At 71.3% G+C, this 12,863-nt stretch carries 9 protein-coding genes; all 9 read left to right on the forward strand.

The window, feature by feature from the left end:
- Positions 1-103: 103 nt before the first annotated feature.
- The 9 genes from NP777_RS11355 to ftsZ all read left to right on the forward strand — a co-directional run bounded on the left by NP777_RS11355 (position 104) and on the right by ftsZ (position 12,822).
- Positions 104-2,092, forward strand: a complete 1,989-nt coding sequence (locus tag NP777_RS11355; RefSeq protein WP_256649992.1) for a peptidoglycan D,D-transpeptidase FtsI family protein — start codon at positions 104-106, stop codon at positions 2,090-2,092.
- Between the two features lie 12 nt (positions 2,093-2,104).
- Positions 2,105-3,865, forward strand: a complete 1,761-nt coding sequence (locus NP777_RS11360) for a UDP-N-acetylmuramoyl-L-alanyl-D-glutamate--2,6-diaminopimelate ligase (RefSeq protein WP_391858481.1) — start codon at positions 2,105-2,107, stop codon at positions 3,863-3,865.
- 62 nt (positions 3,866-3,927) lie between these two features.
- Positions 3,928-5,367, forward strand: coding sequence for a UDP-N-acetylmuramoyl-tripeptide--D-alanyl-D-alanine ligase (locus NP777_RS11365; protein ID WP_256649994.1), 1,440 nt, complete (start codon positions 3,928-3,930; stop codon positions 5,365-5,367).
- Positions 5,364-6,431 (forward strand): phospho-N-acetylmuramoyl-pentapeptide-transferase, encoded by a 1,068-nt coding sequence (gene mraY / locus NP777_RS11370; RefSeq protein WP_086884991.1) that lies wholly within the window; start codon positions 5,364-5,366, stop codon positions 6,429-6,431. The genes NP777_RS11365 and mraY overlap by 4 nt, the downstream gene beginning before the upstream one ends.
- Complete coding sequence (gene murD, locus NP777_RS11375) at positions 6,428-7,879, forward strand: UDP-N-acetylmuramoyl-L-alanine--D-glutamate ligase (RefSeq protein WP_256649995.1); 1,452 nt, start codon at positions 6,428-6,430, stop codon at positions 7,877-7,879. The genes mraY and murD overlap by 4 nt, the downstream gene beginning before the upstream one ends.
- A 54-nt stretch (positions 7,880-7,933) precedes the next feature.
- On the forward strand, positions 7,934-9,391 hold the full coding sequence (gene ftsW, locus NP777_RS11380; protein WP_256649996.1) for a putative lipid II flippase FtsW: 1,458 nt from the start codon (positions 7,934-7,936) through the stop codon (positions 9,389-9,391).
- Between the two features lie 6 nt (positions 9,392-9,397).
- Complete coding sequence (gene murG, locus NP777_RS11385; RefSeq protein ID WP_256649997.1) at positions 9,398-10,492, forward strand: undecaprenyldiphospho-muramoylpentapeptide beta-N-acetylglucosaminyltransferase; 1,095 nt, start codon at positions 9,398-9,400, stop codon at positions 10,490-10,492.
- Between the two features lie 13 nt (positions 10,493-10,505).
- Complete coding sequence (locus NP777_RS11390; protein WP_256649998.1) at positions 10,506-11,303, forward strand: cell division protein FtsQ/DivIB; 798 nt, start codon at positions 10,506-10,508, stop codon at positions 11,301-11,303.
- A 277-nt stretch (positions 11,304-11,580) separates the two neighbouring features.
- Positions 11,581-12,822: a cell division protein FtsZ gene (ftsZ, locus tag NP777_RS11395; protein ID WP_256649999.1), complete on the forward strand. Its 1,242-nt coding sequence runs from the start codon at positions 11,581-11,583 to the stop codon at positions 12,820-12,822.
- Positions 12,823-12,863: the final 41 nt, after the last annotated feature.

The following is a 12,863-nucleotide window of genomic DNA, read 5'->3' on the forward strand; positions in this document are numbered from 1 at the left end:
CCACCCCGCCCGCGCGGACGACCGCCCGCGCGCGGCGGACGGCCACCGGCCCGAGGACGGCCGTTGAGCCGAAGGCGGCCGTCGACCCGAGGACGGCCGTCGCGTGAGCGCCCCCCAGGACCCCCGCCGCCGTGGGGTGCCAGGCCCGGCCGGTCCCCGCCGCGACCGTCGCCCGCGCCAGGACCCGCCCCGGCGCCCCGGCGAGCGTCAGCGCCGGGGAGGGCCGTCCGGCCGTTCGGCCCCGCGCCCCCGCCCCGGCGCTCCCCAGCAACTGCGGCTCGGCAGCCCGCGCCCCCGGCTGCGGCTGATCAGCCTCGGCCTCACCCTCGTCATGCTGGTCTTCGTCGTACGGCTGCTCCAGGTGCAGGCCGTCGACGCCAGCGCCTACGCGGCCAAGGCCAACGTGAACCGCTACATCCCGGTGAAGCTGTCCGCCGAGCGCGGCTCCATCACCGATCGCAACGGCGTCGACCTGGCGACCACGGTGGACGCCTACGACATCACCGCCGCCCCCGACCTCCTCGCGCCCAAGACGGCCAAGACCCGTGACGCGCCGCGTCAGGCCGCGGCTCTGCTCGCGCCGATCCTCGGCAAGGACCAGGCGGACCTGGAGCAGAAGCTCACCGACAACCCCAGGTCGCAGTACGTCGTGCTCGCCCGGCAGCAGTCCCCGCAGGTCTGGAACCAGATCAAGGACCTGAAGAGCGCCCTGGACGACGCGGCGGCCAAGGGCAAGGGCACCAATGTCCTGGCCGGGGTCAACCGCGAGGCGCACAGCAAGCGGGTCTATCCGAACGGGAACCTCGCCGCCGGGGTACTGGGATTCGTGGGCGCCGACGGCCGCGGCTCCGCCGGGCTCGAGCAGCAGCTCAACAGGAAGCTCGCGGGCAAGGACGGCAAGCGCGTCTACGCCCAGTCCGGCGGTCACCAGGTGCCCACCGGCGACGTCCGGGAGCAGCCCGCGGTCCCGGGCAGCGACTACGAGCTGACCATCGACCGGGACATCCAGTGGGCCGCCCAGAGCGCCATCGCCGACCAGGTGCGCAAGTCCGGGGCCGACCGCGGCTACGTCATCGTCCAGGACACCCGCACCGGACAGCTCCTGGCCATGGCCAACGCCCCCGGCTTCGACCCCAACGACATCAACACCACGGACGCCGACGCCCTCGGCAACGCCGCGGCCTCCGACGCCTACGAGCCCGGCAGCGTCAGCAAGCTGATGTCCATGGCGGCCGTCCTCCAGGAGGGCGTGGCGCGCTGGGACACCCATGTGGTGGTCCCCAACCGGCTGCCCCGCGCGGACCGCGCCTTCGCCGACGACATCGACCATCCGACCTGGTATCTCACGCTCAACGGCGTGCTCGCCAAGTCCAGCAACATCGGCACGATCCTCGCCACCGAGCAGCTGGCCAGGACCAAACGGCAGAAGAACCAGATCCTCTACTCCTACCTGCGCAAGTTCGGTATCGGCCAGCCCACCGGGCTCGGCTTCCCCGGCGAGACCTCGGGCATCCTGGCCAAGCCGCAGGACTGGAGCGCCTCACAGCAGTACACCATCCCCTTCGGCCAGGGGCTGTCGCTCAACGCCATCCAGGCGGCCTCGGTGTACTCCACCATCGCCAACGGAGGCGAGCGCATCGCGCCCACCCTCGTCCGCGGCGCCAGGGGGCCCGGCGGCGACTTCACCGCCGCGCCCACCCCCAAGAAGACCCGTGTCGTCAGTAAGGAGACCGCGAAGACGCTCGCCGAGATGCTGGAGTCGGTCGTCGACGATCAGGAGGGCACCGGCGCCAAGGCGAAGATCCCGGGCTATCGTGTCGCGGGCAAGACCGGCACCTCCAACCGGGTGGACCCCAAGACCGGCCGCTACCGCGGCTACACCGCGTCCTTCGCCGGCTTCGCCCCGGCCGACAAACCTCGGCTGACCGTCTACTGTGCCGTTCAGAACCCGACCAAGGGCAGCTACTTCGGCGGTCAGGTCTGCGGACCGGTCTACAAGAAGGTCATGGAGTTCGGCCTCAAGGCCCTGCAGGTCCCGCCGTCCGGGAAGCAGCCCAAACGGCTCCCGGTGAGCTACAACCCGGGCCAGTGAGCGGACCCAGCAGTGATGACGATCACGCCGGACCCCGGGAACCACGGTCCGGTACGGCCTCGCACCGCCGCCTCATTTCGCGGCGGAGCGGGTGTCCCGGGTACGCTCACCGCCGTGCCCCACGCTGATCAGTCCCAAACCCCTCAGAAGGACGTTTCTGTGGAATACCCGGGAGCGCCCCGCCCTCTCCAGGTCCGCCCGATCCCGCTGGCGGAGCTGGCGGATCAGCTGGGCGCCGAAGCCCCCGAAGCCTCGGAAGGGGCCGCGGTCACCGGGATCACCCATGACTCGCGGGCCGTACGCCCCGGCGATGTGTACGCCGCGCTGGCCGGTGCCCGCCTCCACGGCGCGGACTTCGCCGCCCAGGCCGCCGACCTCGGCGCGGTCGCGGTGCTGACCGACCCGGCGGGCGTCGAGCGCGCCGCCGCCACCGGCCTGCCGGTCCTCGCGGTGGACAACCCGCGCGGCCGGATGGGCGCGCTGGCCGCCACGATCTACGGCGAGCCGGGTCACGACCTGCTCCAGATCGGCATCACCGGTACCTCCGGCAAGACCACGACCGCGTATCTCATCGAGGGCGGCCTCAAGGCCGCCGCGAAGCACGACGGCGGCCTTACGGGTCTCATCGGCACCGTGGAGACGCGGATCGGCGACGAGCGCATCAAGTCCGAGCGCACCACCCCCGAGGCCACCGACCTTCAGGCCCTGTTCGCGGTGATGCGGGAGCGCGACGTCCGCTCGGTCGTCATGGAGGTCTCCAGCCACGCCCTGGTCCTCGGCCGCGTCGACGGCTGCGTCTTCGACGTGGCGGTCTTCAACAACCTCAGCCCGGAGCACATGGAGTTCCACTCCGGCATGGAGGACTACTTCCAGGCCAAGGCCCAGCTGTTCACCAAGGCCCGCAGCCGGCTCGGCGTGATCAACTACGACGACGAGTACGGCCGCCGCCTGATCGAGCAGTCCGAGGTGCCCGTCACCACCTTCTCCGCCGAGGGCCACCCCGACGCCCACTGGCGCGCCGCGGACGTCGAGGTGGGCCCGCTCGGCTCGACCTTCACCGCCGTCGGCCCGAACGGTGAGTCCGTACGGGCCGCCGCGCCCCTCCCGGGCCCCTTCAACGTGGCCAACGCGCTCGCCGCCGTCGTCGCGCTCGCCGTCGCCGGGATCGACCCGCAGACGGCCGCCGACGGTGTCGCCGCCGTCCCCGGCGTACCGGGCCGGCTGGAGCGGGTCGACGTGGGCCAGCCCTATCTCGCGGTTGTCGACTACGCCCACAAGACCGACGCCGTGGAGTCGGTGCTGCGTGCCCTCCGTAAGGTGACCGACGGCAAGCTGCACGCCGTCCTCGGCTGCGGCGGGGACCGCGACCGGCTCAAGCGCGGCCCCATGGGTGCCGCGGTGGCCCGGTACGCCGACACGGCCGTCCTCACCTCCGACAACCCCCGCTCCGAGGACCCGCTCGCGATCCTCGCCGCCATGCTCGCGGGCGCCGCCGAGGTGCCCGCCCACGAGCGCGGTGATGTGCTGGTCGAGGAGGACCGGGCCAACGCCATCGCGGCCGCCGTCGCCCGCGCCGAGCCGGGTGACACCGTCATCGTGGCGGGCAAGGGCCACGAGCTGGGCCAGGACATCGCGGGCGTGGTCCGGGCCTTCGACGACCGCCAGGTACTCCGCGAAGCCATCGAGCTCAGTGAGCGAGCCCACAGGCGCGATGCCACGCGCCCCGAGGCGAGCCCACAGCACCGGGACAAACACCTAGACGACCAGGGATGACAGACCGCCATGCGCGCACCAGCCCCCTCCAGGCAGCTCTCCCGCACGGCCGGAGGTGATCAGTGATCGCACTGTCCCTCACCGAGATCGCCGGCCTAGTCGGTGGACAGCCGCACGACATACCGGACCCGGACCTGAAGGTCACGGGCCCCGTCGTGATCGACTCCCGTGAGGTGCGGCCCGGCAGCCTCTTCGCCGCGCTCCCCGGGGAGCGCGTGGACGGCCACGACTTCGCCAGGGGCGCGGTCGAGGCGGGCGCCGTGGCGGTCCTGGCCGCCCGTCCCGTCGGCACCCCGGGCGCCCCCGTACCGGCGATCGTCGTCCCCGACGTCATCGCCGCCATGGGAGCGCTCGCACGCGCCGTCGTGGAGCGCCTGGGCACCACCGTGGTCGCCCTCACCGGCTCCGCGGGCAAGACGAGCACCAAGGACCTCGTCGCCCAGCTGCTCCAGCGCCGCGGCCCCACCGTATGGACGCCGGGTTCGCTCAACAACGAGATCGGCCTGCCGCTCACCGCGATGAGCGCCGACGAGGCCACCCAGCACCTGGTGCTGGAGATGGGTGCCCGCGGTAAGGGCCACATCCGGTATCTGACGGAACTCACCCCGCCCCGTATCGGACTCGTGCTCAACGTCGGCACCGCCCATATCGGGGAGTTCGGCGGCCGGGAGCAGATCGCCGAGGCCAAGGGCGAGCTCGTGGAGTCGCTGCCGTCCGCCGCGGAGGGCGGGGTGGCGGTGCTCAACGCCGACGATCCCTTCGTGCGCGCCATGGCGTCGCGCACCAAGGCCCGTACCGTCCTGTTCGGCGAGGCCGAGGACGCCGATGTGCGTGCCGGGAATGTCCGGCTCGCCGATGGCGGCCGTCCGGCCTTCACGCTTCACACCCCTACCGGGTGCAGCGAAGTGACCATGCGCCTGTACGGTGAGCACCACGTGTCGAACGCGCTCGCCGCGGCCGCCGTCGCCCACGAGTTGGGCATGTCCGTCGACGAGATCGCCGTGGCGCTCTCCGAGGCGGGGCAGCTCTCCCGCTGGCGGATGGAGGTCACCGAGCGCTCGGACGGCGTGACGGTCGTCAACGACGCCTACAACGCGAACCCCGAGTCCATGCGAGCAGCGCTGCGTGCGCTGGTCGCCATGGGCGCTGTCACACCGGGGCGTCGCACGTGGGCGGTGCTCGGCCCGATGGCCGAGCTGGGCGAGGAGTCACTGGCCGAGCACGACGCGGTCGGGCGGCTGGCCGTCCGGCTCAACGTCAGCAAGCTCGTGGCGGTCGGCGGCCAGGAGGCCGCCTGGCTGGACATGGGCGCCAAGAACGAGGGTTCGTGGGGTGAGGAGTCGGTGCACGTGTCCGACGTGCGGGCAGCGGTCGATCTGCTGCGCAGCGAGCTGCGACCGGGGGACGTCGTGTTGGTGAAGGCATCCAGGTCGGTCGGCCTGGAGCGGCTTGCTCAGGCATTGCTCGACGGTGAGGGTGAGGTCGCCGGCCGATGGGCATGAGGCAGATCCTCTTCTCGGGAGCCATCGGGCTCTTTCTGACCCTGATCGGCACACCGCTGCTGATCAAGCTGCTGGCCCGCAAGGGCTATGGCCAGTACATCCGGGACGATGGTCCGCGGACGCACGGCAGCAAGAAGGGCACGCCCACGATGGGCGGTATCTCCTTCATCCTGGCCACGCTGATCGCCTACGCCCTGACCAAGGTGATCACGGGCAGCCAGCCGACCTTCTCGGGCGTGCTGGTGCTCTTCCTGTTCGCGGGCATGGGCCTGGTCGGCTTCCTCGACGACTACATCAAGATCGTCAAGCAGCGCAGCCTGGGTCTGCGGGCCAAGGCCAAGATGGCCGGTCAGCTGATCGTCGGTATCGCCTTCGCGATCCTCGCACTGAACTTCGCCGACGCGCGCCAGCAGACCCCCGCCTCCGACCGGCTCTCCTTCGTCCAGGACTTCGGCTGGTCCTTCGGCCCGGTGATCTTCGCGATCTGGGCGCTGTTCATGATCCTCGCGATGTCGAACGGCGTGAACCTCACCGACGGTCTCGACGGTCTGGCCACCGGCGCCTCCGTGATGGTCTTCGGCGCCTACACCTTCATCGGCGTCTGGCAGTACCAGGAGTCCTGCGCCAACGCGCAGACCCTCACCAACCCGGCGTCCTGTTTCGAGGTCCGCGACCCGCTCGATCTGGCCGTCGTCGCCTCCGCCCTGATGGGCGCGTGCTTCGGCTTCCTGTGGTGGAACACCTCACCCGCCAAGATCTTCATGGGTGACACCGGTTCGCTCGCGCTCGGCGGCGCGCTCGCCGGCCTCGCCATCTGCTCCCGTACGGAGCTGCTGCTGGCACTCCTCGGCGGTCTGTTCGTCCTGATCACCATGTCCGTGGTCATCCAGGTCGGCTCCTTCCGCACGACCGGGCGACGGGTCTTCCGGATGGCACCGCTCCAGCATCACTTCGAACTCAAGGGGTGGAGCGAAGTCCTTGTGGTGGTCCGGTTCTGGATCATCCAGGGCATGTGCGTGATCGTCGGCCTCGGCCTCTTCTACGCGGGGTGGCGGGCCTCGTGACGTCGGGCGCCGCCTCCCTCGACGTGTCCGACCTCGCCGGACGGCAGGTCACCGTCGCCGGACTCGGCGTCTCCGGGGTCCCCGCAGCGCGTGCGCTGCGGGGCCTCGGGGCCTCGGTGACCGTGGTCAACGGCAGCGACGGCGAACCGCAGCGCGCCCAGGCGGCCGAGCTGGAGCCGCTGGGCATCACGGTCCGCCTCGGCGACGGGGCGACTCTTCCCGACGGCACCGAGCTGATCGTGACCACCCCCGGCTGGAAGCCCACCAGCCCGCTCTTCCTGGCCGCCGCCGAGGCGTCCGTGCCCATCTGGGGCGATGTGGAGCTGGCGTGGCGGCTGCGCGGGACGGACGCCCCGCCCTGGCTCGCGGTCACCGGCACCAACGGCAAGACGACCACCGTAAGGATGCTGGCGGCCATCCTGGAAGCGGCCGGGCTGCGCACCGCCGCCGTCGGCAACATCGGTGTCTCGCTCCTGGACATCGTGCTGGGCGACGAGCCGTACGACGTACTGGCCGTCGAGCTCTCCAGCTACCAGCTGCACTGGGCGCCCTCGCTGCGCGCCCACTCCGGGGCGGTGCTCAACCTCGCCCCCGACCACCTCGACTGGCACGGCTCCATGGCGGCCTACGCGGCCGACAAGGGCCGGATCTACGAGGGCAACCAGGTGGCCTGCGTCTACAACGTGGCCGACCCCGCCACCGAGGACCTGGTGCGCGCGGCCGACGTCGAGGAGGGCTGCCGGGCGATCGGCTTCACCCTCGGCACCCCCGGCCCCTCCCAGCTCGGCGTCGTGGAGGACCTCCTCGTCGACCGGGCCTTCGTGGCGGACCGGCAGAAGCAGGCGCAGGAGCTCGCCGAGGTCTCCGATGTGAACCCGCCGGCCCCGCACAACATCGCCAACGCCCTCGCGGCGGCCGCCCTGGCCCGCGCCTACGGTGTCCCGCCGACGGCCGTACGGGACGGCCTGCGCGCCTTCCGGCCCGATCCGCACCGGGTGGAGCACGTGGCGGACGTCGACGGCGTGGCCTACGTCGACGACTCCAAGGCGACCAACACCCATGCCGCGGAGGCGTCGTTGGGCGCCTATGAGCACATCGTGTGGATCGCGGGCGGCCTCGCCAAGGGGGCCACCTTCGACGAGCTGGTCCTTACGGCGGCCAAGCGGCTGCGCGGCGTGGTGCTGATCGGCGCCGACCGCGCCCTGATCCGCGAAGCGCTCGCGCGACACGCAGCAGATGTCCCGGTCGTGGACCTCGACCGGACCGACACTGGGGCGATGGCTGCGGCTGTGCGCGAAGCGGCGCGCCTCGCCCGGCCGGGCGATACCGTCCTGATGGCCCCGGCCTGTGCCTCGATGGACATGTTCACCAACTACAACAAGCGGGGCGATGCCTTCGCCGCGGCGGTTCATGGCCTGGCCTCCGGCCGGGTCCCGGACGATCAGTAGCCCGCCGGTCCCCCGCGAGGACCGCCCGCGCGGGAAAACCGGAGGGGATACGACATGACGCCCGACCAGCCCGCCGCCCCGCGCTCCCGGACGGCCCGCCCCGGCACCGGCCGCCCGGTGCCGCGGCCGGGCGGCGCCCCGCGGCTGCGGGAGGCCGTACGGGGCCGGGGCCGGGGCCGGGCGGCGTCACCGGCCCGTCCGCGCGGCACGGCGGGCGCCTCCCGGCCTCCCCGCCGCCCGTCGAGGGTGAACGCCCTGGACGCCCTGCGCGGGCTCCAGCAGCGCCTCCGGCGGGCCTGGGACCGCCCGCTGACCGCGTACTACCTGCTGCTCGGCGGCTCGCTGCTGATCCTGGTGCTCGGGCTGGTCATGGTCTACTCCGCCTCCCAGATCAAGGCGCTGCAGTCCGGCCTCTCGCCGTCGTACTTCTTCCGCAAACAGCTCTTCGCCGCCGCGCTCGGCGGCGCGCTGATGCTGCTCGCCGTGCGGATGCCCATCAAACTGCACCGTGCCTTCGCCTATCCGCTGCTCGCGGTCTCGGTCTTCCTGATGTGTCTGGTGCAGGTCCCGGGCATGGGCATCGCGGTCAACGGCAATCAGAACTGGATCTCCTTCGGCGGCCCCTTCCTGCTCCAGCCCAGTGAGTTCGGCAAGCTCGCGCTGGTCCTGTGGGGCGCCGATCTTCTCGCCCGCAAACAGGACAAGCGGCTGCTGGCCCAGTGGAAGCACCTGCTGGTCCCGCTGGTGCCCGCGACCGGCATGCTGCTCGGCCTGATCATGCTGGGCGGGGACATGGGCACCGCGATCATTCTCACTGCGATCCTTTTCGGCCTGCTGTGGCTGGCCGGCGCCCCCACCCGGCTCTTCGTGGGCGTCCTCGCCTTCGCCGGGGTCATCGGCATGCTGCTCATCAGGACCAGCGCCAACCGGATGTCCCGGCTCGCCTGCATCGGCGCCACCGAGCCCGGCGCCCACGATCAGTGCTGGCAGGCGGTGCACGGGATCTACGCGCTCGCCAACGGCGGATGGTTCGGCTCGGGACTCGGGGCGAGTATGGAGAAATGGGGCGAACTACCCGAACCGCATACTGACTTCATCTTCGCCATTACCGGGGAGGAACTCGGCCTGGCGGGGACGCTGTCGGTTCTCGTTCTCTTCGCGGCTCTAGGCTATGCGGGTATCCGCGTGGCCGGACGCACGGAGGACCCCTTCGTGAGGTACGCCGCGGGAGGTGTGACCACCTGGATCACGGCCCAGGCCGTGGTCAATATCGGCGCGGTGCTCGGTCTGCTGCCGATCGCGGGTGTTCCGCTCCCGCTGTTCTCCTACGGAGGGTCCGCCCTGCTGCCGACCATGTTCGCCGTGGGCCTGCTGATCGCCTTCGCACGGGCGGAGCCCGGTGCGCGGGCGGCGCTGGCCATGCGGCAGCCTGCTTTGCGGAAGAAGCTGGCTCGGGTGAGACGGAAGACGATGAGACGGCCCGTCAAGAGGCGGCCGTCCGGAGAGCGGTGAATTTCGGTGCATGTCGTACTCGCCGGTGGGGGGACCGCCGGCCACATCGAGCCCGCGCTCGCCCTCGCGGACGCCCTGCGCAGGCAGGACCCGACCGTGGGGATCACGGCGCTCGGTACGGAGCGCGGGCTCGAGACCCGGCTCGTACCGGAGCGCGGCTATGAGCTGGGGCTCATCCCGGCCGTACCGCTGCCGCGCAAGCCCACCCCCGAACTGATCACCGTCCCCGGGCGGCTGCGCGGCACCATCAAGGCCGCCGAGCAGATCCTGGAGCGCACCAAGGCCGACTGTGTCGTCGGCTTCGGCGGCTATGTGGCCCTGCCCGGCTATCTGGCCGCCAAGCGGCGCGGCGTGCCGATCGTCGTGCACGAGGCCAACGCCCGCCCCGGCCTCGCCAACAAGATCGGCTCCCGCTACGCCCACTTCGTGGCGGTCTCCACCCCGGACAGCAAGCTCCGCAACTCCCGCTACGTGGGCATCCCGCTGCGCCGCTCCATCGCCACCCTCGACCGGGCTGCGGTCCGCCCCGAGGCCCGCGCGGCCTTCGGGCTCGACCAGAACCTGCCGACGCTGCTGGTCTCCGGCGGCTCGCAGGGCGCGCGGCGGCTGAACGAGGTGGTCCAGACGGTGGCGCCGTTCCTCCAGCGCGCCGGGATCCAGGTGCTCCACGCGGTCGGTCCGAAAAACGAACTGCCGCATGTGGACAACATGCCCGGAATGCCGCCCTATATCCCGGTACCGTACGTGGATCGGATGGACCTCGCGTACGCCGCGGCCGACATGATGCTCTGCCGCGCGGGTGCGATGACCGTCGCCGAACTGTCCGCCGTCGGGCTGCCCGCCGCCTACGTTCCGCTGCCGATCGGCAACGGTGAGCAGCGGCTCAACGCCCAGCCGTTGGTCAAGGCGGGCGGCGGGCTGCTGGTCGACGACGCCGAGCTGAGCCCCGAGTGGGTGCAGAGCAATGTGCTGCCGGTGCTCGGCGACCCGCACCGGCTGTACGAGATGTCCCGGCGCGCCGCCGAGTTCGGCCGCAGGGACGCCGACGAGCTGCTGGTCGGCATGGTGTACGAGGCGATCAGCGCACGCCGCCAGGCGTGAGGAGGCAGGGAGCGTGGCCGGACCGTCGACCGCCGAGCGCGGTGCACGAGGGACGACTCCGTCCGGCCCGCCCCCACGCCTGCTCCGGGTCCGCCGCAGGCTCCGGCCGCCCGGCCGCCGCACGCTGCTGGTGACGGCGGTGGCGGTGACCCTGTTCGGCGCCGGGGCCGTCTGGCTGCTCTACGGCTCGAGCTGGCTGCGGGCCGAGCGGGTGCGGGTGGCCGGTACCACCGCCCTCACCGCCGAGGAGGTGCGCGACGCCGCCGATGTCTCCCTGAACACCCCGTTGGTGGCGGTGGACACGGGAGCGATCGAACATCGGGTGCGCGAGCGGCTGAAGCGGATTGCGAAAGTGGACGTATCCCGGTCATGGCCGCACACCATCAGTCTGGTGGTGACGGAACGCAGGCCCGAAGCCATTGTCGAAGAGGACGGGAAGTTCCACGAAGTGGACGCCACCGGGGTCCGGTTCTCCACCCTGAGCAAGCGTCCGAAGGGGGTTCCGCTGCTGGAAATGGAGCCTGATCGGTCGCCGAGTTCGCGCCATTTCGGCCCGACCAGACTGCGCCGCGAGGCGGTCCGGGTAGTCACCCAACTCCCCGAGAAGGTCCGCCAGGACACCCGTTCCCTCCGGGTCCGCTCGTACGATTCGATCACCCTGGAGCTGACCGGGGGCCGTACCATCACCTGGGGGAGCGGAGAGCGCGGCGAGGCGAAGGCGAAGGCGCTCACCGCCCTGATGAAAGCGCGACCGGACGCCGGCCACTTCGACGTCCAGGCGCCGAGTGCCCCCGCGGTGTCTCGCAGTTGACGTGGATAGCGGCAGGCCAGCACCCTGGTTGGCTAGCCCACTGGGTGATCACATAGGGTGAAAAGAAAAGCGGGAGGTTCGGCGTGTTCATTGAACGCGCGCCACTTGTCGACTTAGTGTCCTGTTCCGAAGAGTCCGGGAAACAGAGGCACTGGTAACCCTAAACTTCAGCGTTAGGGTTGGGGTCGGCAATCGGAACCGTCCCATTCGGCATCAGTCGGCGCACCGCGGCAACGGCGGGGTGGCGACACGTAACTCGAGGCGAGAGGCCTTCGACGTGGCAGCACCGCAGAACTACCTCGCAGTCATCAAGGTCGTCGGCATCGGCGGCGGTGGCGTGAATGCCATCAACCGGATGATCGAGGTCGGGCTCAAGGGCGTCGAGTTCATCGCGATCAACACCGATGCGCAGGCCCTGCTGATGAGTGACGCGGACGTCAAACTGGACGTCGGCCGCGAGCTCACCCGAGGCCTGGGAGCCGGCGCCAATCCCGATGTCGGCCGTAAGGCCGCCGAGGACCACCGCGAGGAGATCGAGGAGGTCCTCAAGGGGGCCGACATGGTCTTCGTGACGGCGGGTGAGGGCGGCGGCACGGGCACCGGCGGTGCCCCGGTGGTCGCGAACATCGCCCGCTCGCTGGGCGCACTGACGATCGGTGTGGTCACCCGTCCGTTCACCTTCGAGGGCCGCCGCCGCGCCAATCAGGCGGAGGACGGCATCGCGGGTCTGCGGGACGAGGTCGACACCCTCATCGTGATCCCGAACGACCGGCTGCTGTCCATTTCGGACCGTCAGGTGAGCGTGCTCGACGCGTTCAAGTCGGCCGACCAGGTGCTGCTGTCGGGTGTCCAGGGCATCACCGACCTGATCACCACCCCGGGTCTGATCAACCTCGACTTCGCGGACGTCAAGTCCGTGATGTCCGAGGCCGGGTCCGCGCTCATGGGCATCGGCTCGGCCCGCGGCGACGACCGCGCGGTGGCCGCGGCCGAGATGGCGATCTCCTCACCGCTGCTGGAGGCGTCCATCGACGGCGCCCGGGGCGTGCTGCTCTCCATCTCCGGCGGCTCGGACCTCGGCCTGTTCGAGATCAACGAGGCCGCCCAGCTGGTGAGCGAGGCCGCCCACCCCGAGGCCAACATCATCTTCGGCGCGGTGATCGACGACGCGCTCGGCGACGAGGTCCGGGTCACCGTGATCGCGGCGGGCTTCGACGGCGGTCAGCCGCCCGCGAAGAACCGCGACAAGGTGCTCGGTTCCTACAGCGGCGGCAACCGCGAAGAGGGACCCGGCGCCTCCTCGAACCGCCCGGCCGGCCAGGAGAGCGGCAGCCGCCCGTCCTTCGGCGGGCTCGGCAGCGTCACCCCGCGCGAGGAGGAGCCCGCTCCGGCGGACCCGGCTCCGGTCGCCGAGGTGCCGCCGCCCCCGGCGCCCACCCCGCACCCCCAGGTCCCCCCGGCCCGCCCCTACCCGGAGAGCCAGGCCGAGGAGCTGGACGTCCCGGACTTCCTGAAGTGAGCCGTCCGGCATGGCTCGGCGGCGACTTTGAAGTGAACCAG

Source organism: Streptomyces rugosispiralis, assembly GCF_024505145.1.
GTDB classification, from domain to species: Bacteria; Actinomycetota; Actinomycetes; order Streptomycetales; family Streptomycetaceae; genus Streptomyces; species Streptomyces rugosispiralis.

Excerpts from the sequence above, each read along its gene's own strand:
- mraY (WP_086884991.1), top strand. The coding sequence starts at position 5,364 with ATGAGGCAGATCCTCTTCTCGGGAGCCATCGGGCTCTTTCTGACCCTG.
- ftsW (WP_256649996.1), top strand. The coding sequence starts at position 7,934 with ATGACGCCCGACCAGCCCGCCGCCCCGCGCTCCCGGACGGCCCGCCCC.